This window comes from Methylobacter sp. Wu1 (assembly GCF_036553575.1).
Classification (GTDB): Bacteria; Pseudomonadota; Gammaproteobacteria; order Methylococcales; family Methylomonadaceae; genus Methylobacter.
Map to the genome: position 1 here is coordinate 133,354 of NZ_JAZHOC010000074.1, position 22,698 is coordinate 156,051.

At 53.2% G+C, this 22,698-nt stretch carries 20 protein-coding genes; 13 read left to right on the plus strand and 7 right to left on the minus strand.

The window, feature by feature from the left end; translation table 11 throughout:
- Positions 1-7: 7 nt before the first annotated feature.
- The 4 genes from V2P20_RS16930 to V2P20_RS16945 form a co-directional block, all read right to left on the minus strand.
- Positions 8-1,276, minus strand: a complete 1,269-nt coding sequence (locus V2P20_RS16930) for a hypothetical protein (protein ID WP_331820362.1) — start codon at positions 1,274-1,276, stop codon at positions 8-10.
- A 277-nt stretch (positions 1,277-1,553) separates the two neighbouring features.
- On the minus strand, positions 1,554-1,826 hold the full coding sequence (locus V2P20_RS16935; protein WP_331820364.1) for a hypothetical protein: 273 nt from the start codon (positions 1,824-1,826) through the stop codon (positions 1,554-1,556).
- Between the two features lie 294 nt (positions 1,827-2,120).
- Positions 2,121-3,458 (minus strand): DUF2254 domain-containing protein, encoded by a 1,338-nt coding sequence (locus tag V2P20_RS16940; protein WP_331820366.1) that lies wholly within the window; start codon positions 3,456-3,458, stop codon positions 2,121-2,123.
- Positions 3,459-3,855: 397 nt separating this feature from the next.
- Entirely contained in the window at positions 3,856-4,227 is a 372-nt protein-coding gene (locus V2P20_RS16945) for a hypothetical protein (RefSeq protein WP_331820368.1), read from the minus strand.
- 323 nt (positions 4,228-4,550) lie between these two features.
- On the opposite strand from V2P20_RS16945, the gene V2P20_RS16950 reads away from it, so the two are divergent.
- From V2P20_RS16950 to V2P20_RS16960, 3 genes are read left to right on the plus strand one after another with little or no spacing between them, the layout of a single operon-like run.
- Complete coding sequence (locus tag V2P20_RS16950; protein ID WP_331820370.1) at positions 4,551-5,033, plus strand: SRPBCC family protein; 483 nt, start codon at positions 4,551-4,553, stop codon at positions 5,031-5,033.
- Positions 5,034-5,070: 37 nt separating this feature from the next.
- Positions 5,071-5,529: a PAS domain-containing protein gene (locus tag V2P20_RS16955; RefSeq protein ID WP_331820372.1), complete on the plus strand. Its 459-nt coding sequence runs from the start codon at positions 5,071-5,073 to the stop codon at positions 5,527-5,529.
- A 22-nt stretch (positions 5,530-5,551) separates the two neighbouring features.
- Entirely contained in the window at positions 5,552-6,385 is an 834-nt protein-coding gene (locus V2P20_RS16960) for a sterol desaturase family protein (protein WP_331820374.1), read from the plus strand.
- A 443-nt stretch (positions 6,386-6,828) separates the two neighbouring features.
- Here the strand turns inward: V2P20_RS16960 and V2P20_RS16965 are convergent, their stop codons facing one another.
- A complete protein-coding gene (locus tag V2P20_RS16965) occupies positions 6,829-8,190 on the minus strand; it encodes a L,D-transpeptidase family protein (RefSeq protein WP_331820376.1) in 1,362 nt (453 codons plus the stop codon).
- 301 nt (positions 8,191-8,491) lie between these two features.
- Positions 8,492-8,965, minus strand: coding sequence for a KGG domain-containing protein (locus tag V2P20_RS20275; RefSeq protein WP_194971253.1), 474 nt, complete (start codon positions 8,963-8,965; stop codon positions 8,492-8,494).
- 245 nt (positions 8,966-9,210) lie between these two features.
- Between V2P20_RS20275 and V2P20_RS16985 the strand changes: the two genes are divergently transcribed.
- The 6 genes from V2P20_RS16985 (at position 9,211) to V2P20_RS17010 (ending at position 16,174) form a co-directional block, all read left to right on the plus strand.
- Positions 9,211-9,600 carry a VOC family protein gene (locus tag V2P20_RS16985; RefSeq protein WP_194971252.1) on the plus strand — a complete coding sequence of 130 codons (390 nt, stop codon included), beginning with the start codon at positions 9,211-9,213 and terminating at the stop codon, positions 9,598-9,600.
- 162 nt (positions 9,601-9,762) lie between these two features.
- Positions 9,763-11,505 carry an ABC-ATPase domain-containing protein gene (locus V2P20_RS16990; RefSeq protein WP_331820378.1) on the plus strand — a complete coding sequence of 581 codons (1,743 nt, stop codon included), beginning with the start codon at positions 9,763-9,765 and terminating at the stop codon, positions 11,503-11,505.
- Positions 11,506-11,733: 228 nt separating this feature from the next.
- On the plus strand, positions 11,734-12,414 hold the full coding sequence (locus V2P20_RS16995; RefSeq protein WP_331820380.1) for a nucleotidyltransferase family protein: 681 nt from the start codon (positions 11,734-11,736) through the stop codon (positions 12,412-12,414).
- 9 nt (positions 12,415-12,423) lie between these two features.
- Positions 12,424-13,221, plus strand: coding sequence for an XdhC family protein (locus tag V2P20_RS17000; protein WP_331820382.1), 798 nt, complete (start codon positions 12,424-12,426; stop codon positions 13,219-13,221).
- A gap of 134 nt (positions 13,222-13,355) precedes the next feature.
- Positions 13,356-13,823: a (2Fe-2S)-binding protein gene (locus V2P20_RS17005; protein ID WP_331820384.1), complete on the plus strand. Its 468-nt coding sequence runs from the start codon at positions 13,356-13,358 to the stop codon at positions 13,821-13,823.
- Positions 13,820-16,174 carry a xanthine dehydrogenase family protein molybdopterin-binding subunit gene (locus V2P20_RS17010; RefSeq protein ID WP_331820385.1) on the plus strand — a complete coding sequence of 785 codons (2,355 nt, stop codon included), beginning with the start codon at positions 13,820-13,822 and terminating at the stop codon, positions 16,172-16,174. Before V2P20_RS17005 ends, V2P20_RS17010 begins: the two co-directional genes overlap by 4 nt.
- 410 nt (positions 16,175-16,584) lie before the next feature.
- On the opposite strand, the gene V2P20_RS17015 is transcribed toward V2P20_RS17010, so the two are convergent.
- A complete protein-coding gene (locus tag V2P20_RS17015; protein WP_331820387.1) occupies positions 16,585-16,731 on the minus strand; it encodes a hypothetical protein in 147 nt (48 codons plus the stop codon).
- An 82-nt stretch (positions 16,732-16,813) separates the two neighbouring features.
- Here V2P20_RS17015 and V2P20_RS17020 point away from each other — a divergent pair, with 82 nt between their 5' ends.
- The 4 genes from V2P20_RS17020 to V2P20_RS17035 all read left to right on the plus strand — a co-directional run bounded on the left by V2P20_RS17020 (position 16,814) and on the right by V2P20_RS17035 (position 22,692).
- On the plus strand, positions 16,814-18,814 hold the full coding sequence (locus V2P20_RS17020) for a S8 family serine peptidase (RefSeq protein ID WP_331820484.1): 2,001 nt from the start codon (positions 16,814-16,816) through the stop codon (positions 18,812-18,814).
- 21 nt (positions 18,815-18,835) lie between these two features.
- A complete protein-coding gene (locus V2P20_RS17025) occupies positions 18,836-19,459 on the plus strand; it encodes a hypothetical protein (protein WP_331820389.1) in 624 nt (207 codons plus the stop codon).
- Positions 19,460-19,644: 185 nt separating this feature from the next.
- A complete protein-coding gene (locus V2P20_RS17030; protein WP_331820391.1) occupies positions 19,645-20,235 on the plus strand; it encodes a hypothetical protein in 591 nt (196 codons plus the stop codon).
- 774 nt (positions 20,236-21,009) lie between these two features.
- Positions 21,010-22,692 (plus strand): ShlB/FhaC/HecB family hemolysin secretion/activation protein, encoded by a 1,683-nt coding sequence (locus V2P20_RS17035; protein WP_331820393.1) that lies wholly within the window; start codon positions 21,010-21,012, stop codon positions 22,690-22,692.
- Positions 22,693-22,698 lie beyond the last annotated feature (6 nt).

Here is a 22,698-nt window from a genome sequence, read left to right on the forward strand (position 1 = left end):
GGAAAAACTATGGAATCATTAACGGATTGGGGGCCTCGCGGTTATCAGTCGCCGCTTGGGTACGCGCCGCTACAGTTACGCAAACATGATCGCCTGGGAATGCTTCGCGCCAGACGTAGCCTTGCCGGCATGTGTCCGGGCCATACGGTCCGCCGCCCGGATTGCGGCGGGAAGCGGCTGCTGCATTATCCTGCCGGGTTTGTGTACGAATCTGGCTGGTTACGCAAACCCAATCGCTCGCATCGGCTTCCCTCCAGACATAGCCCTGTTTGCAGGTATTAGGCCCATAGACGAAACGAGCCGGATTGCGCCGATTGGCCGCCTGGGAATTGTCTTGCTGGGCTTGTGTCCTAACAGCGGGCGTCACGCAAACATGATCGCTGGGGATTGCTTCACGCCAGACGTAGCTTTGCCGGCATGTATCCGGACCATACGCTCCGCCGCCCGGATTGCGGCGGGAAGCGGCCGCTGCATTGTCCGCGCGAGCCTGAGCCCGTGTTGCGACAGCAACACATACCTTGTCGCCAGGGACGGCTTCACGCCAAACATAGCCTATGAGACAACGGGATGCATATTCGCTTTGAACAGTCACCTGCGCCTGATTGGGTCCAATTGCAGCTGATCTCGGATTGACCTGGATGACGACCCCATCGCGGTTTAAACTTTGCACAGGAGCCCGGTTGCCGCTGCGTTCCCTCAGCAAGAAAGAAAGATACCGGCCATCTGAATGACGCTTTACTTCATGTATCAATACGATATCGGCAGGAATTCCTGAGTCCCAGCCATCACGTTTTCGGAACTCAATAGTGAAATAGTGGAATGGATCGGCGGGATCGAACGGCACCCGGACATGCAGGTCACCGGGGACTTCCGGATGGTTCAGTGCGGCAAGGGTTAATGTGGCGCGCGAAATGCCGTCAGCACTGAATGTCCGGATTCGATGCCTCGGAAACCACCCCATGCGATCAACGTGATAGCCATTGAGGCCAGGGCCGCCGTTACCGAATTCAGGATTGGGGCGCGCAAACACGTTAGCGTAGCTCATAACATCCCAAGGATCGTCATACTCGGCATTTGTCGCGGCATCGGAGAACGAGTGGTGAAGGCCGAGTCCATGTCCATTTTCATGCCCTAATCCACCAATATCCACATTATCCGGAAAAAACGCACGTCCGACGCCGCCGTACAAATCCACACCCGGGGAGGTAATGGCGGCAATAAGATGACCTTGCGGGACGGTATACGGTGATACAGGATCGTTACGTGCCGCTGCCACACAATCAGTGACCAGTTCTCCTCGTTTCGGATTAGGGCCGCCTGCTTTTGCCTGCGCCTGTGCGAGAGTGAGAGACTCCTGATGCCAGCCGGTGACAACGGCATTAGCGAAATCAACACCGTTATATGAAACAGCGCGCCAGTAATCCGCAAATGAGCCATTACCTCGCCCCAGAATCATACGGCGATAAAAATTAGCATCATACGGAGGTTGCGGACTATCGCTGAACGTGCAGAGTATAGCACTCAGCCCGATCTGCCCTCGGAAAGGACGAGCATCAGCAATATTGGGTAATACAATTAATGCCGTTACTGCCAGGAGAGATAGCTTCTTGATCCAAAGGTTGTGTCCAAGAATCCCTCTCAGTATTACCATAGGCGTCATCATTGTATTGACCTCCATTTTTAATAAAGGTGTTTGCTCTTGCCAAACCAAGTTGAGCGTCGTGATAGGGCACGGCTGGCTTGCGCTGAGCCTCTTCTTCGAGGGAAATAAATACCGCCCCATGCATGGCCTTTTCTTCTGTACTCAGTTGGCGCTTGTTCTCCATTTCATGGAGTTCACCAACTAGCGAGATCACATAAGGCCAGACACATCCTATATAGCAAATAGATGTAACATGCAGTCCTGGTAAAAGGGCTGGTTATTGATCTTGATGAGCCAGGCCAGATTTCAGCTGCCAAGGTACTATTGTTTATATTTCGGATCGGATTGCTATTCGTGCTATTACTGTCTGACTTAGCTAATAGTTTATAGGGCCTATAGACCGTCTCGTCTTAAAGCGGCTCTTTCATCCGCAGATAATCATAGATTACGTGGCATACTTATAAGGAAAATCACAACTTCAGGTATCGTTCCGGCTCAGAGCGCGCAACGTTTTCTGCAGGCAGTCGGCCACGCGCCGCCGGTCGGTTTCGTTGGCGATTTGCGCGGCGTCTTCGCCGATGAGCCGGGCATGCCGTACCAGCACGGCGCGATCCTGATCGCGATGCAGATCAGGCGCAATTTTGGCGATGATTTCGAGAAGATGCCCCATCACATCAGCATTGTCGGCGCCGTAATGACGGATCTGGTCGAAGGCGGCGTGCGCCAGTTCCTCGAAATCGAGCGTGCAGGCAATTACGCGTAACTGTCCGTCTTCGTCCTGACGCAACGTTGTCGGCAGTTCACGTCTTGCCACGCCGCGCAGCGATGCGCCCAGCCAGTCGATGCAGGTTAGAGCGGTAAAGGGTTCGTTGATGCCCGGCGAAAGTGCATGGACCGCGATTTCGACCAGTTGCTGCACTATGTACAGCGCGTCCTGGTGGGGCGTGCGGTGCGGGCCTTGGCTGAAGCAGGCGCGCAAATCGAGCTCTAAATCATGATTGACGTTCGAACGCGGCAGCACGCGCAGCAAAGGCTCGGCGTGCGTCACAAAAGCGCCGGGGCGTTTTTCCAGTTTCAGCATCAGATCGTGCCGGATCGCCAGCCGCATCAATCGTTCATTGTCCATGCCCTGAAGATAGCCGTTGGCGGCCGATATCACGACATGCGCTGCCTGCCATTGGCTTTCATCGGGTAAACGGCATGGTTTCGTATCGTTGCCTTGCGGCAGCCCGATGCGTTCGGGAAATAGAACAGGCAGCGATTTTTGAAATTCCGCGCCCACATCCGCGATGAGATTTTCGGCCTGAATGCTTTGCGAAACATGATGAATGAAATAGATCAGGACCGCAAGCGACGCAAGCCCCAGCAGCATGCCGATGTTCACCGACAGATACGGTACGAAGCTGGATGCCTCGACAGAGTGTTCCGACCGCACCGTCCGCAAGACAAGCAGACAGTAGACAAAGGTGGCGATGAACGTGCCGAGCGTAAATTGAACGCCGCGGTCGGAAGTGAAGTTCCTCAGCACGCGCGGCCCGAAATGCGATGAAGTCTGTGCCAGCGCCGTCACGGTCAGCGAGAACACAATCGAAATCACGGTCATGATGGAGCCGGCGACGACCGACAATACGCCGCGAGCGCCTTCGGCGCCGCCTGACCAGACCCAATCCATGCCATGCACCCAGGCGCTGCCGACGGCGTGGTCAATGGCGACACTCCCGAGCGCGGCACCAGTCGCGAGCAGGGCCATCAGTGCCGGCAGAAACCAGAATGAGTCAGTCAGGGCATCACGGATTTTCAGCAACTGCAGTTTCATAAGGCTTGATTTTCAGCTTGGGCCGGCCTTCGTGCCGGCACGACAGGAGGGCGCTTGCCCCAGCCATCAAGTGGAAAAGAATCCGCTGCATCAGGAACGGCAAACCGAAGTTTTTTAGAAGCGCTCAAACTGATCGGACGAGGCATATTTTTTTGACAGAGTGATCAGGTGTAAATTCCGCCCGGCGACGATGCAGCTGCCGAATCCGACGCTATGGCTCGCAGAGTCTGGTGGATCGACGACTACATTCCGCTGGATGCCTGGGTGTTTGGTCAAAGTGCCGGAACGCCGGGAAATCCCTGAACGAAGGTGGTTTTGGTAAAGCATTCGGAGAATAACTGAAACTTTGCCAAATGGCGGCGGATCGGTGCCGGCATCGGTCTGCCGTCGGTTCGGTTCAACCGATCTTTATTGCGCTTATGTCGGGTCGATCAACCCGGTTTGTGAAGGAAGTTATGTCCAGCAAGCAAATGGTTAAAGTATTAATAATCGCCTCTACCTTAGCGTTCGCGGCATCCGGCCATGCCGGTCCCTGCGGCGGGGCGGGCAGGGCGGCAACCCGCCGGGGCAGTTTTAGGAAAGACGGGAGCAGCAAATCCGGGGAAGAATCCATCAGGATCAGGGCAGCGGCCAGCAGATCCGTGAGCGCAACGAACAACAAATCAGGGAAAGAACTGAACCGCCGGGAATGGAGCAGCGGCAGCAGCAAATGGAAAATATCCGTCAACGAACCGAAGATAAAGCCAGAGGCGATGTACCCGGCGCTCAACAGCGCTGGCGGCGGCCATTCGGCGAGTAAAGCTTTATATCCCCGGTTCAGAGAAAGGGTGAAGCGGGTCAGGCGCTTCGCCCTTTTTTTGTTTCAATGTTTATCACTCAGGACTTACATCACTTTAAGTCCGTTCGTTTTTAAGCGATAGCCGGAAAAATGACTGTTTATGTTGGATTTCTGGAACTGATCATGCGCTGTACCACTCGATATTCAGGTAATGATTGGCAAGACTGATAGTCGGTCTGATGGCGCTGCTGTCATTTTCAGATAAAAAATAATGCATAAGTTGAGCGATTCGCTCAGCTGTGAAGGGAGATTCCATGCAGATCAAGTTTCCGTTTGATTCGTCCAGACCGGTTGCCGGCGAGGCCAGCATTGATATCGACAAGCCGATCCGCGAGGTTTTCGCGTTTATCGGGGAGCATTTTTTTGACAACTATCCCAAATGGGCGCTGGAAGTCGTCGAATTTGAGCCGTTGGACGGCAAACAGGTGTTTGTAGGCGCCAAAGCCAAACAAGTACGCAGGGACAACGGAGCGGAGGTTGAGTCAATTTTTGAAATTACCGATTATCAACCAGTCATCAAGCTGACTTTTCAAGGCTTGACCGCACCTTACAGGCACAGTTATTTACTGGCCAGTGGCGAACAGGCGCAACCTACGCACCTGACCTTTCGCTTTGAGTTGCTGGAACTGGAAGTTTTCATGCGTCCGTTTGAAAAACTGATACGGGCCGCCATTGAAGATGGCGCGGAAAACACGGTTGAAAACATTAAAAATTTGATCGCCGTTGAATGCAACTAACTCGATTCGCAATTATCAGACATATTGGAGTTTAATCATGGCTTTTATTGTTGAAAAAGATAGCGGTCTGATTCCGCAGGTGCTGTCCGCTATTTTGGACGAGTGTGTTAACGGCATAACCCTGGCAGATCCGGATCTGGATGATGCGCCGATCGTTTATGCCAATAAAGCGTTTGAGCGGTTGACCGGTTACAGCCAGGCAGAAATCGTCGGTCGCAATTGCCGTTTTTTGCAAGGCGACGACAGGAATCAGGCCGCACGCTACCAGATTGCCGACGCAATCAAAAACCATCAGGCCGTTGAAGTGACTATACGAAATTATAAAAAAGACGGCTCACTGTTTCATAATCGCCTCAAAATAATCCCGTTATTCGATAAAAAGCAAAGGGTTATTTATTATCTGGGCGTCCAGTACGATATAACCGACCAAGTGAACGCAGACAAGGAAATCAAAGAGTTGACGGGTTTATTAAAGGCCATGCCGAACAAGTCATGAAGTTTTTTCAGAAGGTAAGTTTATGAATGCTGCAGTAAATACCGGGGGCGGTGGCGATCTGCTTTTTAATGAAGCCTTGTTTGGTCTTGCCATCCTTTCCTTTGTTTTATTATTGATCGTCGAGAAAATTAAGCCGTACCGGCACTTTTCCGCCAAGACCTATAAGGAATCGATCGTCACCAATACCGCGGCGTTTCTGTTTAACAATATTGTTCTGGCGGTATTAAGAGCATCCTCGCTGTTTCTTATCGCGCAGCAGTTTGCGTCCTACGGGTTATTGGGCGGTATGGAAAATGGACCGCTCAAATGGGTGCTGGCTTTCGCTTTTTTCGATCTGGCCATTTACCTTTGGCATGTGGCAAGCCATAAATATGAGTGGCTGTGGCGGTTTCATAAAGTGCATCACAGCGACAAAAGCTTTAATGTGTCCACCGGCTTTCGCTTTCATGTGTTCGATTTATTGATGGAAATCGTCTATAAGTCGATATTTGTTGTCGTCATTGGCGTCAATGCGTATCTGGTGCTGTCAATCGAGATTATCGAGCTGTTCTTTATATTCTTCCATCATGCCAATATCCGCGTGCCCAAGGAGGATCTGATCTCGCAGTTCATTATTACGCCGTCGCTGCACCGGGCGCATCATTCGACATTGCGCAAAGAACACGACAGCAACTATGGCATTGTTCTATCGATCTGGGACCGTGTTTTTGGTACGCGAAAAGAACTGGCGCCTGAACATATCGGTCTGGATCTGATTGAAACTGAAAACTTTATACAACTGTTTTCGCTGGCGTTTATTACCGAACGCAAAGTCAGGCAATTACTGGGCTGGATTCCAAAGGGCAAAAAATCGTGAATGCCTGTGTCGGTTTGCTGCTGGCGCGACGAGCAGCAATAAAAGCGCCCGCGCAAATTCTGGCCATGATTGGCATTTATTGGCAGTCGAGTTGAACAGGAACCGGTATCGGTTTTGCAATGCTGTTGAAAACTGAAGAATATTTCCGGGCCATCTTGATGAGTTCTTCTTTTTGTTATTTGGATATATCGGCCTCGATTCGGGATTTTGCTTTCCTTATCTCGTTTTCCCGAATGGCCGCATGGGCTACAAGACTCGTTATCACGCACCTGGACAGGCTAAAAGAAGAAGGTGTGAAACCCTTGTCGATAAATGGCTTTTAAATCGACCGGGCTTGCACACTTTTTCTCTTCATTCGATAGTATGCCTGCAATGCAGGCAGTAGAGCGTCAGCGATAGATACCCTGGGCAAAATCGCCCTGCATGTTAGCATAAACTCCTGATTAATTGACTTCACCAGGCTTCAACGGCTTGGCATCCAGCTCGAAATCCATGCGTATGCGTTGAGCCACTGTCTTGACTTCCTTTTTATTCTTGAAGGGGCCGGCGATTACCTGATAAACGCCATTTTTTTCCATTTGGCGCGCCGGGATCGGCGGTCCCTGATGCGTCAGCATTGCGGCCAGCTGTTGGGCTTCGGTTTCGTTATCGAAAGTGGCCGCTAACAGAGCCCAGTCGCTTTCCTTCAATTCTTCGACAACAGGCTGGCCATAGAGCTGATCGGGGTGATCCAGTTGCACGGCTGCCGTCGTCAGTTCTGCTATATCAGGGCTGCCGGCCAGTATCGGCGTAGGAATGCCGTCTGCGCGTTCAACGATACGATCGACTTTTTCCCAATCGATGGATACGTTTTGCTCGGTGCTGATCCGTTTCAACTCGCCGACCAATTTCTTTTTCAGCTTGGGTTTTTGCTTGGCCCATTTTTGCAGCGGCTCATGCGCTTCAAGATAAAGCATGTCCTGATCCCATGCCGCTAGATAAGGCTGATGAACAATCTGTACGGGCATCCCCACTTTGGATTTATTGAACAGAACCTCGATATCCTCGGGATAAAGCTGCACGCAGCCATGACTGATCTGCATGCCGATGCCATAGGGTTTATTGGTGCCGTGGATCAAATAGCCTGGAAAGCCGAGCGGCATGGCGTACTTGCCGAGCGGATTATCGGGGCCGGAGCGCACGACTTTCGGCAGCGTATCGCCTTTTTCGGCATGCTCACGCTGTATCGACTCAGGCACGGTCCAGGTCGGGTTGGCTCTCTTGGAGACGATTTTGGTTGAACCCATCGGCGTATTCCAGCCCTGCCGGCCGATACCGACCGGGTAAGTGAATAAGGTGTTCGGCTGTTTTTGAGGGTAGAAGAACAGCCGCATATTGGCCAGATTCAGCACGATGCCTTTATGGGGGGCTTCGGGCAGAATGAAGCGCAAAGGCAGCAGCGCCTGGCTGCCCGGTTGGGGGGTCCAGGGATCAAGCCGGGCGTTGGCTATTGTGATGTCGTTATAACCCAGGCCGTAGTGCCGGGCAATATCGGACAAGGTATCATTTTCGCGTATATCGACAGTCGCCAGTGAGCCGACTATGTTCTGGCCGTCAGCCAGCTGAAAATTGTGGGATTCAATATTTTCCTGCTTCGGCAACGAGACTGCGGCCGGCGGTGCTTCCGACGGCCCGAAGGACGGCATGATCTGACAGCCGGCCAGAACACTGCTGAGCAATGTGCAGGCCATTAAAAGCGAAGGCCGAAAAGCTGTTGATTTTGAATGGGACATGCTGGTTTTTAATTTTTCTTCTAAGGTAAACATCTATGAAATTCATTCAAGTATAGTTGTAAATACCCGAGGCGAGCTGGAAATATCGCACGTAGGCAAATCAGACGATAGCCTAACGCGTCTTAATTAAGAAGAAGTTAAGTTTGAATTAAGAATAGATTAACGTTTACGTAATCCGACGCCGAGCTTATGAAGGCCGGCAGGAGAGTGGGTTTAATCGTAAATAAGGCCGTATGGCAGACTGAGAGGGCAATGAAACGCTGATAGGGATGGTTGTGGGGGGAGCGATCCTTTAACAGTATGCTGCTGTTAAAGGGTCGCTCCGGTATGAAGATTAATGCTTTTTGCCACCGCCATGGCTGTGTTGGCCGCCTTTGCTGGCTATTTCACGTTGTTTTTCTTCATCCATTGAAGCAAAACCGCGGGCTGATTTGCCTTTGCCGCCTTCTTCTTCCTCTTTGCCGCCGCGAGCGGCTTTGCCGCCTTTGCGTCCGGCTTCCCGGGCTTCCTCGGAAGTAAACTCGTGGGCGGTGCCTTTTTCATGAGCGGCTTTGCCGCCTTTGCGTCCGGCTTCCCGGGCTTCCTCGGGAGTAAACTCGTGGGCCGTGCCTCTCTCATGAGCGACCTGGCCGCCTTTGCGTCCGGCCTCTCTTGCTTCTTCCGGCGTAAACTCATGGGCGGTGCCTTTTTCATGAGCGGCATGTCCGCCTTTGCTGGCTATTTCACGTTGCTTTTCTTGATCCATTGAAGCAAACCCGCGGGATGATTTGCCTTGGCCAGAACCGGTACTACCTCTTTGTTGAGTCATGATCGTGTCTCCTCAAACATAAGATTTAAATTAATGGTTAATTCCTCTTGGGATAAAACCAAACACCATCTTCTTTTTCATATAAAAAAAGAATGATTAAAATATACCAACGACATAGTGAAGTTCTGTGCGTTAGCGTACATTCGAGGTCTGCAATGATTAGGCAGAATAAAAGGCGACAGGTTTCGTCAAGCAAGCGATATCGCGCCGTACAAAAAAAATTACGATGCAGGAGAGGGAATAACATGTCTGACAGCATCCAATTACAAATTCATCACGTCAGCATTATCGTGTCCGACACATCGAAAGCGCTGGCGTTCTACAGCGGCATACTGGGCCTGAAGACCTGCGAGCGCCCCAATCTGCCGTTCCCGGGCGCCTGGCTGCAGCTCGGCGAGCATCAGATCCATCTACTCGAAGTACCTAACCCCGACCGGAATGAAAATCGCCCTGAACATGGCGGACTGGATCGCCATACGGCTTTACTGGTCAATGATCTGGACGCCGTTCAGCAGCAACTGGAACAGCAGGATATTTTCTACACATTAAGTAAATCGGGACGCAGGGCCTTGTTCTGCCGCGATCCTGACGGCAATGCCGTGGAATTGATTCAGGACCTGAGCGTCATCAATTGAAAACAAGGCGTTTGCCGCGCCGTAGAATGGGCAGCGCGTAACCTTCCCGGAACCGTAATAATCCGGTAAATTTCGAAAGGTATGCTACAGAGCCAGTGCTCTCCGCAGCTTCCTATTGTCTTCTAAAATTGCATAACCGCTAATGCATACGAGAGGAACTCCATGAACCGGCTAAATCAGTTAATCTCGGCGCTTGCCGATCGGCCTTTTGATCATGTACAGGCCTTAAAAGGCAGCTATGATTTTCCCGGCTTCAATTTCAGGGTGATCAGGGTTCAACGCAGTGCCGGCGCCCATCCCGCCTCGATCGCCTCGGTCACCGTATCCCGGCAGGATAGCGTCATTCCAGAAGTTTTTCTGCAGGCCGAGGCCGGCAGACTGGCTGTCGCAGATTTTCTGATTCGGCGCTTTCGACAGGGAATCGATATGTTTGCGCTGCAAAATCGCGGCAAGGAAGGCAGCGGTTCATTCGATACCATCGAGTTAAGCCAGAAAATGCTGGAAAGGGACAGCGTTTTGATCGATCAAGCCGCCATTGAATTGCGCTTCATGATCAGTTGGCCCGCCAAGGGGCCGGGCGGCGGTGTTTTTGATGCCGAACAGGCGAGGATCATGATAAATCAGGAACTGCCCGCCATCATCGATGCCACGTTTTTTTATGAACGCTACGACGAACAAACCAGAGCGCAACTGGAACAGTTTGTCGATGTGCTGACAGTGCGTACAGAAATCAGCCGGTTTATGGACGAGCATCGTCTGGTTGCTTTTATCGCCGACGGCGCCCGGCTGCCGCGCAGCAGCGGCATCGACGACAGGCCGGCCGAGAGCGAGGCTGTTATTGCTTTTCAATCGCCCGATTCCCTGCAGGTCAAAATCCCGCTATCGGATGGCCGTTACCTGACCGGCATGGGCGTCCGGGAAGGCATTACCTGCATTACCGGCGGCGGCTATCACGGCAAATCGACCCTGATGCAGGCGATTCTGGCCGGCGTTTATGCGCATGTGCCGGGCGATGGCCGCGAATTTGTCGTGACGCGTGAGGACGCTTTCTTTATCCGGGCCGAGGAAGGGCGCAGCATCAGGGACGTGGACATCAGCCCTTTTATCGGCGATTTGCCGAACGGCCTGAAGACTGATCATTTTTCGTCGGGCAACGCTAGCGGCAGCACGTCGCAGGCGGCTGCCATTGTCGAAGCTATCGAAAGCGGGTCGAGATTGCTGTTGTTCGATGAGGACACCTGCGCGACCAACTTTCTGGTGCGCGACGCCTTGATCGGACAGGTGCTGGACGCTTCGCTGGAACCAATCAGGCCGCTTTATTCCATGATGCGCCCGCTTTGGAACGAACGGCGCGTCTCGATGATTTTCGTGGCAGGCGGACTGGGCTGTTTTCTGCAGAAAGCCGACACCTGCCTGCTTATGGCCCATTACCATTGCCAGGACATCACTGCCAGCGTGCGCGGCAGGCTGGGTGAAATTACCAATGAAGATGAAACGAGTAACGACTTCTCATCAGCACGCCGGTTGGCCGCCGATAATTTTGATCCGGCGTATGAAAACAAACGCCTGAAAAAAACCATCGCCAAACGCATCAAGCCGTTGCGCAGTGCGCTGAGACAATTGGAGTACGGCATGGACCTGATCAATCTGGAGGCCGTCGTGCAGATCGCTGAAGCGCCGCAGGTGTTGGCTCTGGGCTATTGCCTGCTGGCGCTGCGCAATAAAATCAGTCAGTCGGCCGGTCAGCCCGAAACCATCCGATTCTGGATAGACCGGCTTTACAGCGACATCGCCGAACAGGGTTTGCAAGTGCTGGCGCCCGATTACCCTGGCACGCTTTCCATGCCGCGCAAATACGAGCTGGCTGCCGCCGTCAACCGGATCAGGTCGTTGCGAATTGTCTAGGATTCGGTTAAAAGTAACTTTCCAGTTTGTCGCTGAAATCAGCGCTTATGTCGGGGCGAATTCATTTATGCCCCTCGGGTATTCGCCCTGGGCGACTGAAGTCGCCCCCACATGGCTCGTCACAATTCAGGGAAGTTATTTCTCGCCTTATCCTTAGCCTATCGCTGTCAGGACACGCCAGGTATTGGCGGCACCCGGCTGGAGAATATTGCTAATAAGACGAAGGGAATGTTAGTCTTGCCGGAATTGATTTACCTGAATGGTCAACACGATGAATATACGCGCGCCGATCTTGCGAAGCCAGCATTCAACATTATCTTTAAATTGATGAGCCCGATTATCGGCATACTGTTGGCCGCCGGAGCCAGTCGGCGCTTCGGCGCCGACAAACTGACCCATGTTTTGCCCGACGGCGATCAGGTAGCAGTGCGTGCCTGCCGCAATTTACTGGCCGGCACGGATGGCGTGCTGGCGGTGGTTCGCCCCGGCAGCGAGGCACTCACTGCCCGGTTGCAGGCCGAAGGGGCCGAAGTTCGAATCTGCGCCGATGCCGGGCAAGGTATGGGCGCGAGCCTTGCCTTCGGGATTCACGCCCGGCCTGAAGCCGCCGGCTGGCTGGTCGCTTTGGCCGACATGCCCTGGATAATGCCTGCGACCATTCGTAGGGTAGCGGATGAGCTTCGTTTGGGCGCACTTATCGCCGCGCCATGTTGGCAAGGCCAGCGTGGGCATCCTGTCGGCTTTTCGTACGTTTTAGGTCCGGATCTGACCGCGCTGAGCGGCGATGCCGGCGCGAAATCGGTGATTCAGGCCCATCTTGAGCAGCTTCGCCTTGTCGATTGCGATGATCCGGGGGTGCTTCGGGACATTGACAAACCGCAAGATTTGGAAATACTGACAAAAATTTAGAAAACCATCGTGACTCGGGACATTCTCAATCTCCAGCTGGAACTGCGCGAAGCGCGCCATCCCTACGTCCTGGCGACGGTGGTCGAAATATTGGGTTCGTCCTCGGCCAAGCCTGCCGCCAAGGCGCTGATCGACCTTTCGGGCAAGATTGTTGCCGGTTGGGTCGGCGGCGGCTGTGCGCAGGCCATGGTGTCCAGGACGGCGCTTGAGTGTCTTGATACAGGAGAACCCTGTGTGATCGAAATCGACCTGAACGATGAAGTTTTCGGTGCGGGCATGCCTTGCGGCGGCAGCATGCGGGTATACGTCGAACCGGTATTGCCCAAGCCGCTGCTCTGGCTGATGGGTCATGGGCGCATTGTGGAAAGCCTCTGCGAATTCGCTCACCGGGTAGGATTTGAAGCGGTTGTCAATGATCCGCAGGCCACCGAGGACCGCTTTCCCACCGCTTTCCGCGTGATCAGCGACGACAGCCGTTACCAGCAATTGCGGCCGCAAACAGGCGATTTCGTGGTTATCGCCACTCATCACAAAGGCGACTATGAATCGCTGACCCGCGCTCTGCAATCCGAAGCCCTGTATATCGCGCTGGTCTCCAGTCGCAAGCGGGCGAAACTGGTGCTGGAGCGACTGCGGCAGGAAGATTTTCCTGAAACCAGCCTTGCCAGAGTGCGGGCGCCTGCCGGCCTGGATTTGGGGGCGAGATTGCCGGAGGAGATTGCCTTGTCCATCGTCAGTGAAATGGTACGGGTGAGACGGAGAGGAAACGGCGAACCATTGAGCAAAATTTCGCCGGCGACGGACTAAAGGAAACAGATACTGCTCTGCCATCGGCGTGCGACTTTTACTGCCTGGAAATGCTCATGTAGAATCTTGGCCAGCGCGCCACGGATGTTTATGCGGGCATCTTGTATTTTTAACGACTCGAGGAGAAATGCCTTATGATCACGCTCGATATCAACGGCAAGCCCCATCAGATTGATTTGCCCGAAGATACCCCCCTTCTTTGGGCCTTGCGCGACTATCTAGGCCTGACCGGAGCCAAGTACGGCTGCGGCATGGCTTTATGCGGCGCCTGCACGGTGCACCTCGACGAAAAGCCGGTGCGCGCCTGCGTAACGCCTATCTCGGCCGCGACAGGCAAAAAAGTTGTCACCATCGAAGCGATCGATCAGGATGCGACCGGAAAGAAAGTCCAGGAAGCCTGGTTAACGCTGGGCGTACCGCAATGCGGCTATTGCCAGCCTGGCCAGATCATGGCGGCCACCGCTCTGCTCAAGCAAAAACCCAAACCTACCGATGCCGATATCGATGCCGCCATGAGCGGCAATCTCTGCCGCTGCGGCACTTACACGCGCATACGCGCCGCCATTAAAGGGGCTGCAGGAACAACGGAGGCTAAGCCATGAAAACCCCACTGGATCGCTCCGAATTGAACATCGATCGGCTGGATAGCGATGACCTGCATATCGTCAATATCAGCCGGCGCGCGTTTCTCAAGGATCTGGCACTGACCGGATTCGTACTGGCCGCCGGGTTTCCTTCGCTGATAGAGGCGGAGGAAACCGCTCCTCATACAGACGAGGCGAAGTATGGCGCCGACGCCATGCCGCACGGCTGGGTGGACAGTCCCCTGGTGTTCGTCGCAATAGCGGATGACGGCGCAGTCACCATCGTTTGCCACCGTTCGGAAATGGGGCAAGGCATACGCACCAGCCTGCCCATGGTCGTGGCTGACGAACTCGAGGCCGACTGGCAGCGGGTACGCATCGAACAGGCGCCTGGCGACGAGAAACGCTACGGCAATCAGGATACCGACGGTTCCCGCAGCATGCGTCATTTCTTCCTGCCCATGCGCCGGGTCGGCGCGGCGGCCCGCGCCATGCTCGAAGCGGCGGCGGCCGCACAATGGCAAGTGCCGATCCAGGAGGTTCGTGCCGAACAGCATCAGATCCGCCACGCCGCAACCGGCAGAACGCTCGGCTACGGTCAACTGGCCCAGGCTGCGGCAAAACTGCCGGTACCTTCCCGCGAAAGCCTGCGCTTAAAAAAACCGGCCGAGTTCCGCTACATCAGCAAGGGCCTGGTCGGGCTCTACGACGGACAGGATATGGTCATAGGCAGAAGCGTGTACGGTATCGATGTTCGACTCAAGGACATGCTGTATGCCGTGGTAGCACGGCCTCCTGTATTTGGCGGCAAAGTCCTGCATTATGACGCCAAAGACGCCCTGAAGGTGCCGGGCGTAGTACGCGTGGTCGAACTCAAAGGCAGTCCTCCGCCTGCCGAATATAACCCGCTCGGCGGCATCGCCGTGATCGCCAGCAATACCTGGGCGGCGATCCAGGGGCGCAAGGCGCTCAAGATTGAATGGGACAAAGGGCCTAATGGCAGCTATGACTCGGCAGCTTACAAGGCTAAACTCGAGGCCGCCGCGCGCAAACCGGGCAAAGTGATGCGCAACGACGGCAATACCGATGCCGCTATGGAGGGCGCGGCCAGACGGATTGAAGCCGAATATTATATTCCGCATCTTGCCCAGGCGCCGATGGAACCGCCGGCGGCGACCGCCCGCATCGTTGACGGCCAGTGCGAAATCTGGACCTGCACGCAGGCTCCGCAAGTGGCTCGCGACCGCGTGGCCAAATGGCTCAAGCTGCCGGCAGAGAAAGTCACGGTACACGTCACCCTGCTGGGCGGCGGATTCGGACGCAAATCCAAACCCGACTATGTCATCGAAGCGGCGCTCTTGTCGCAGGCCATGAACGGCCAGCCTGTCAAACTGACCTGGACGCGCGAGGATGATCTGCATCATGCCTACTTCCACACCGTTTCACTCGAACGGCTGGAGGCGGGGCTGGACGACCAGGGCAAGCCCGCTGCCTGGCTGCACAGAACGGTCGCTCCTTCGATTTCCTCTATTTTTGCCCACGGCAGCAAGCACGAGATGACGGCTGAACTTGGCATGGGCGTCATCAATGTGCCTTTTGCAATACCCAATGTGCGGATCGAAAATCCGGAGGCCGAGGCGCATACGCGTATCGGCTGGTTCCGGTCGGTGTCCAATATCCCCCATGCTTTCGCTGTCCAGTCTTTCGTCGCTGAGCTGGCTGCGGCGACAGAACGCGATCCCAAGGATTTTTTGCTGGACCTGATCGGACCGCCGCGCCGCATCGATCCGCGTACGCTTGAAGATACCTGGAATCATGGCGAATCACCCCAATTGTATCCGGTAGATACCGGGCGGCTGCGCCGCGTGACCGAAACCGTTGCGCGTGAGGCCGGCTGGGGACGCTCGCTGCCTCGGGGGCGGGGACTGGGCATCGCGGCCCATTACAGTTTCGTCACTTACGTCGCGGTCGTGGTGGAAGTGGCTGTCGGCGAAGACGGCAGACTGAGCATACCCAGAATCGATGTGGCGGTGGATTGCGGTCCTCAGGTCAATCCGGAAAGAATCCGTTCGCAGATCGAGGGCGCCTGCATCATGGGCGTCAGCCTGGCCACTCTGGGCGAGATCAGCTTCAAGGATGGCGCTGTGATGCAGGATAACTTCGATACGTATCAGCTCACCCGAATGGATGATGCGCCCCGGGAAATTCGGGTCCACATGCTGCCGACAACTGATTTCGATACGCCGCTGGGCGGAGTGGGAGAACCGGGCGTACCGCCTATTGCGCCGGCATTGTGCAACGCGATTTTTGCCGCCACTGGTCAGCGCATCCGCCAACTGCCAATCGGGGATCAACTGCTTAAAGACTGAACAGGAAGGGCATGAAATACTTCCTCAAGCAGGAGGAGGATTTTCCGGTGCAGGTGCGGATTGATTCGCGCAGCGCGAATCAATCCGCACCTGCAATTTTCTGATTTATTCCGTGCTCACTGCTACTTCGCGTCCGCGCAGCAAATTTGCCATTCTTCTGCCGCGGCGGCCTTGCCGCGCCGTTAACTGCAAGCAAAGCGGGCGTGCCTCGCTCTTAACACACGGAGTCAGCATCATGGTTAACCAGACAGAGCAAAACCATGTTTAAAGGCAGGAAATTCTGTTTGAGCTGAGGTACAATTTGCTCGGGCAAGCTCTTGCTCAAACTATGCAGCATTTGCCCCGTGTATGAGATCTCCTGTCTAGTATGGAATTAGAGTAATGATGGACTAGTAGGGAATAACAATAACTTATGGAAGAATAATAATGACAAAATTTGAATCAACAGTAACAACTATCCCTTTGCACAGCACAACGGAATGCTCTTGCTTATCATCCGGATGGGTTTCCAGCGGTCGTGCCATGCTGGCGCTGTCAGCCTTGCTTGCTACATCCATTGCCTTCGGCGCCCAATCCGATCCTGGCGATTATGAAAGATTACTCAATGAGGCCAATTCAAAAGGCGTAGCTAGTGTTTTGGTGACGCTGGACGACACGGTGACACTGGAAGAAATGGGAAGCAGCCTTGACTCTATAAAAGCTGAGATGAAGTCAAAAGCGGAAGTTTTGCTGGCTGAGTTGGGCGAGTATGCGTTAACGGAAGGATACTGGAATAACGGTATCGGTCAGATCGGGCTCTATGTGAATGCGAAGGGGCTTCAGGTTCTGGTCAATAGCGCCAACGCAGTATCCTTCTCGTCCGATGATGCGCGGACATATCGCATCCGGGCATATGACGATGATGGCAGCCTCGACGCCATCGAATCCATCATCAATGAAAAAGGCTTTGCCAACGTCGAAGTGTTTCTGAACGTTGATGAAGGCGATTACGATATAGACAGGAAAGGCAAAACTGTATTCAAGCCATCATCGGCGCTGTTGGATCAGATCACGAGCCGACTGAATAATATTAAAATACATAAGTTCGCTAAGTTTTTCAAAAACTTTGATGTCACGCCGTCTCTGGCGGCTATACCCAGCCCAAGTTTTCGGGTAAAAATTGACAGGAATACGTTCTATGGCTTGCGTGAGAGCGAGGACGTGAGAGCCATCCGGCCGGTAAGCTTTGTTGATCCCCGTCAGGCGCAATGGCCGGCTGACGTGCTGGAAACGGCACAGGCTGATGGATCGGCAGAGGTAATAATCACATTACGCGGCGGCTCGGTTTTTTCCACGAAGGCCGGTTCCATGTCGGCCAAAGCATTAAAGGCTCAAGCCGGCGCCAATCAGCGCGCCTTTGACGATATCCTCGTTGATGCCGATACATCATCAACATCGGCGGTTTTGGCAAGTTATGCCGACATCGGGGCTATTCATGCGCGCCTTCCGTACGACTCCCTAAAGCGGCTATATAAAAAAGCCGACTCTAGAATCCTCAGCATTGAATTGAACCGGCCTGTTGCCGAGGCGACGCTGACCAACAGCACAGGCCTGATGAATATGCAATCGGCATGGAATGCCGGTTATCGTGCTGCCGGCCAAAGTATCATCATTGTTGATTCCGGCATACGAAAAGATCACGAACTCTTCAAGATGAATGGCGCGACTAAGGTCACTTATGAAGCCTGTTTCGGCACTGATGCTGAAGGGTATTATTCGATCTGTCCCAGCAAAGACATTAAGGGCGATAGCCCTCTGGGTCTGTCCGGCTCCGGAGAGCCGTATAGTAAATTGACAGACTGCTCGACCTTGGCCACGAGTGCTTCCGCAGGTTATCATGACTGCTCGCACGGCACACACGTCGCAGGCATCGCCGCAGGCCGCAAAAGTCCTTCTGTTTCGCCGTCAAACCTTCAAGGAGTTGCGCCCGATGCCGGACTGATCTCGGCGCAAGTGTACTCGTATGACGTGAATAAATACAAGGTAAAAGCATTTAACGCGGATATTCTAGCTGTCCTCGACGCCGTATTGTCAGCCACAACGGCCGGCACGAATAACCCTTATGTGGTCAATTTAAGCATGGCCGACAATCAAATCTACTCTGGAGATTGTGGTTCCCTTACGGATACGCAAAAGACTTATGAGAGTATTAAGAATGCTATCAAGAGTCTGACTGACCGTGGAGTTCCAATCGTCACCGCCACCGGCAACGACAAGAGCCGTACTGGGATTCGCTGGCCGGCCTGTGTTCCTCATACTATCAAGGTAAGTTCTGTTGCCAGCGATGCGGATGGTACAGACCTGTCTGAGTTTGCAAATATCGGTAATCCGGCCAGCTTCACTGGGCCAATTCTGCTGGCTCCGGGAGGCGGTTGGAAGACATCGATCAGATCCGCGGACCGTGCCTCGATAACCGCCACTAAGCTGATGGCAGGCACGTCGCAGGCAGCTCCGCATGTGTCGGGTGTGTATGCCGCCATCAAGGCCGCCGTTCCCGGCATCAGCGTTGCTGATGCCACGAACTGGATCGTGAATACGGGCAGCATCCCTGTTACTGTCGACACCAAAACTTATCGGCGGATTCGCATCCCCAATTTTTAATGGTATCCGGAGACTTAAACAATGAAATTCTTTAACCGGCACTGGATGTTGTTCGGCGTGTCAACGACTAGCTTGCTGAGCGCCGCCATTTCACAGGCTGATCCCAAATATACTACGGTGTTCTCAGAACCGGTGGAATATTGCTTCGAGCAAACATCCCTGCGAGGCGGACTCGACAGAGCCATCCTGGAACACCATTTGATCGTACCTCCAGAAGACCATTTCAAACTAGGGGAGGTGTTTGTCGGTTTTCGCCGCAAAAGCGAGCCTGACAAGTTATGGCTATATGGTCTTTTTAGGGATTGGATCGATTCCGATGATAATCAGTACCTATATCCCAAGGCCTTTATACCTGTATCAAAATTGGAACCGGTGATGGAGGTGCCAATTTTCCTGGATCCGATCGATGTTACCGAGTTCGTAGGGGATGTAGAGATATGGGTAGGTTATGGCTTGAGGAAAGACGAGACATCAACCGAAGAGGATGCGTTTCAGGATATGATGAACAATCAGCGCTATTACCGACTTTGGCAGATAGGCGGTTCTATTGAGAAGAATTCAACTGTCTGCCTGACCACCACACAGATGGAGGAGGATACAAGTACTGAAGATATTGTGGTGAATGTCCCAATAACAGCCCAGTAACATCGACAGTCTCGTAAAGCAGTGAGCTGGCATGTTGCAGCATTAAGGCCAACCTTTATGGGTGTCGTCTGCGGGCGCGTACGGTCTAGTCCGTTATGTCAGGCGGTATATCCATCATCGTTTGTGCCCGAATTTATTGGTGGACTCGTATCCCCAATTTTTAAAATTATCTGGAGATTTAAAAAATGAAACTTTCTATCCGACATTGGATGTTGTCCGGCATATCTGTGGCTTGTCTGCTGAATGCCGCCCTATCACAGGCTGAGACAGTCAATACCACGGTATTCTCGGAGCCTGGGCAATTTTGTTTTGGACAAACAAGACTGAGAGGCTTACCCGACAAAACCATTCTGGATCACTATTTGATCATACCGAAGGAAGACCATTTTAAAATCGGGGATGTGTTCATCGGCTTTCGCCGCAAAAGCGAGCCTGATGCATTATGGTTGACCGACGGCTCTGAATGGCGTGCTTATGACGATAATGAGCATCCCTATACGGCTTATAAAAGGCCAGCAAAACTGGAGCCGGTGATAAAGGCGAAAATTTTCATGCAACAGATGGATGTGACCGAGTTTGAAGGGGATGGGGAGATATGGGTAGGTTATGGTTTGAGAAAGGATGAGTCAGCAACGGAAGAAGATTCGTTTCAGGACATGATGGACAACCGGCGTTATTACCGGCTCTGGCAAATAGGCATCGGTCGCGAGGAGAAGTTTTCAACTATCTGTCTGACCGCCACAAAGATGACAGAGCGTAAATTAACGGCTCAGTAAACGCAGCAGGTTGAGAGGGGCTACGCCGACAGCTAAGTAAAAGCGGTTAATCGGCCGGATGGCTGAGCGGAGCCGGATTGAGGATTATGTGGTCGGGAAATCGGACTGGATTATCCGAGCCGGCACCGCAAGGCATATCCCTTCGGGCAGTAGAAAAGCAATATTATTTCTCTTGGCCTGTTATTAACGCTCAATTAGGTGTTTAAGAACAACGGGAAATTTCATTTAAGTTGCGGTACAATCTGTTTTGGGTAAACTCTTACTCTGCCCTTATAGGAGCAAGCCTGTTCTGTATGAGGTATTTGGGTTAGCCCGCTACAATAGTGATAATTTAGCGATAGCCAAAAAAGTGCCTTGTATTTGTGTTGCTTGATATGTCCGGGGGCGTCAAAAGCAGCGGTAAAAGAACTCTTTAAATTTCCCATACCATTGACGAATGAAGCTTGGGCGATTTACATTATAAACGTTGTGGAAATGGCTGATGAAAAGAGCTCGGCTACTGAGCCTGGGGAAAGGTTCAGCGCGCTTCACTTTGCAGGGGCATAACGCGGATTTATAAAGACCCGAAGCTTAATTGATTTTCCGCCATCGTGACGTGAAAAGTCTCAGAACTATGTGACGATTGCGGGATTTCCTGGCGATGCTGAATAGATAACTGCCGATCACGAGGGAGTCTGATTCAGGAAGGCCATACAATACAAAAAATAAAAAACAAAAATTAAAGACAAAATTATATAAATAAGGGACGCAGTGAAAAATATAGGCATTTTAGCCATGCGGGGAAGTATTGTCTGCGCAATGCAGCTCACCATTTCCTCCAACGCCATGGCACAAGGAGAGCAAATTCCAGGCTCCATTCAACCCGGCCAGATCGAGAAACAACTCAAGGTAGCGCCTATTCCAAAGGCCGAGCCGCCTGCCATACAGATTATCCCGGAGCAACCGATTCCAGCACCGGAAGAAGGCGCAGTTTCTTTTGAGCTTAAGGAAATTGTTTTTTCAGGCGCCACGGTCTATCCCGAAGCAGACTTGAGAGCGTTTTTTGCGGATCTGGTGGGCAAAACGGTGACGCTCAAGCAGTTACGAGCTGCTGCCAACAACGCCGCCACTCAATATCGGAATGACGGCTATGTGCTGGCCCAGGTGCTCATTCCCAAGCAAACACTGAAAGACGGGCTGGTGCGCCTGGATGTCGTTGAGGGCAGTATCGGTGAAGTCAGGTTCCAGGGAGATACCTCTGACGATAGAATTGGATTGCTTCAGGATTATGTCGAGAAAATCCGCGCAACAAAGCCGGTCAGGATTGATGTGCTTGAACGCTATCTTCTGCTGATCAACGATCTTCCCGGCATTACCGCGCATGGTTCGCTCTCGCCTTCGGCCCAGCAGCCCGGGGCGGCCGACCTGGTGATCGAAATCGCCCAGCAAAACTTCGGCGGTTCAGTCGGCTTCAACAACCGACTGACCGAATTGTTGGGCACCTATCGGGGCGAGGTGTACGGCGAGGCAAACAATATCTTAGGTCTACAGGAAAAATCCTACGCACGGGTCTTGCAATCGTTCGAAGACAAAATGACCGTGCTGTCGGTAGGTGAAGACTTGCCGTTGTCCAGTGAAGGAACCCGGCTATCTCTGATGTTTAATGAGGTCTGGTCTAACTCCTCCCTGTTCGACATCTCTAATGATTTAAAATCAAATCTGGTTTCCTTCAACCTGGGGGTATCGCATCCGCTGATCCGGAGCCGTAACACGAATTTGAGCGTACGCGGTACTTACTCGATGGTCGATTCACGCTCAAAGAGCGATTTCTTTAACGAAACCATCACCAATGACCGTATCCGCTCCTTCCGGGTGGGCTTAACCTATGACCTGGCCGACAGCTGGCGCGGCATCAACATTGCCGATCTGGAATTGAGCCAAGGGGTAGACGCGCTCGGCGCGCGCAATCCTTCCGACGCGTCCCGGGAAGCCGGCACGTCTCAGCTTTCGGCGGCACAAGGGCAGGTTGACTACACCAAAACCAACCTTTATCTGGCTCGCCTTCAAGCCCTGGCGCCCAACTGGTCTTTTCTGGCCGCGTTTCAGGGTCAATATACGGAAGATGTTCTGCTGGCGCCTGAGCAATTTTCGCTGGGCGGCGAGCAGTTCCTCCGTGCCTATGACCCATCGGAGTTCATCGGCGACAAAGGCTTTGCGACCAAGGCAGAACTGCGTTACACCTTCAACCCCTTCGACGCAGCCAGCGCAACCCTCTATGGCTTCTTCGACTACGGCGAAGTCCATTACAACTACGACAGGCCCGGCGTTTCCGTCGAAGCGGCCGGTGTCGGCATGAGACTGTCGGTGACCCGTTATTTCTCCGGTTATATCGAAGGGGCGAAGCCCATGCATCCCGATCAATCGACTGAGCAAAATAAAGACATGCGTTTGTTCGGCGGCTTTAAATTGACCTTTTGAAACACC

Bases quoted from the DNA above. Each gene is read 5' to 3' on its own strand.
- V2P20_RS17035 (WP_331820393.1), top strand. From the start codon at position 21,010: ATGCGGGGAAGTATTGTCTGCGCAATGCAGCTCACCATTTCCTCCAAC.
- V2P20_RS16935 (WP_331820364.1), bottom strand. From the start codon at position 1,826: ATGGAGAACAAGCGCCAACTGAGTACAGAAGAAAAGGCCATGCATGGG.
- V2P20_RS16955 (WP_331820372.1), top strand. From the start codon at position 5,071: ATGGCTTTTATTGTTGAAAAAGATAGCGGTCTGATTCCGCAGGTGCTG.
- V2P20_RS16940 (WP_331820366.1), bottom strand. From the start codon at position 3,458: ATGAAACTGCAGTTGCTGAAAATCCGTGATGCCCTGACTGACTCATTC.
- V2P20_RS17025 (WP_331820389.1), top strand. From the start codon at position 18,836: ATGAAATTCTTTAACCGGCACTGGATGTTGTTCGGCGTGTCAACGACT.
- V2P20_RS17030 (WP_331820391.1), top strand. From the start codon at position 19,645: ATGAAACTTTCTATCCGACATTGGATGTTGTCCGGCATATCTGTGGCT.
- V2P20_RS17005 (WP_331820384.1), top strand. From the start codon at position 13,356: ATGATCACGCTCGATATCAACGGCAAGCCCCATCAGATTGATTTGCCC.
- V2P20_RS17015 (WP_331820387.1), bottom strand. From the start codon at position 16,731: ATGGATGTAGCAAGCAAGGCTGACAGCGCCAGCATGGCACGACCGCTG.
- V2P20_RS16950 (WP_331820370.1), top strand. From the start codon at position 4,551: ATGCAGATCAAGTTTCCGTTTGATTCGTCCAGACCGGTTGCCGGCGAG.
- V2P20_RS16995 (WP_331820380.1), top strand. From the start codon at position 11,734: ATGTTAGTCTTGCCGGAATTGATTTACCTGAATGGTCAACACGATGAA.
- V2P20_RS17010 (WP_331820385.1), top strand. From the start codon at position 13,820: ATGAAAACCCCACTGGATCGCTCCGAATTGAACATCGATCGGCTGGAT.
- V2P20_RS16965 (WP_331820376.1), bottom strand. From the start codon at position 8,190: ATGTTTACCTTAGAAGAAAAATTAAAAACCAGCATGTCCCATTCAAAA.
- V2P20_RS16960 (WP_331820374.1), top strand. From the start codon at position 5,552: ATGAATGCTGCAGTAAATACCGGGGGCGGTGGCGATCTGCTTTTTAAT.
- V2P20_RS20275 (WP_194971253.1), bottom strand. From the start codon at position 8,965: ATGACTCAACAAAGAGGTAGTACCGGTTCTGGCCAAGGCAAATCATCC.
- V2P20_RS16990 (WP_331820378.1), top strand. From the start codon at position 9,763: ATGAACCGGCTAAATCAGTTAATCTCGGCGCTTGCCGATCGGCCTTTT.
- V2P20_RS16985 (WP_194971252.1), top strand. From the start codon at position 9,211: ATGTCTGACAGCATCCAATTACAAATTCATCACGTCAGCATTATCGTG.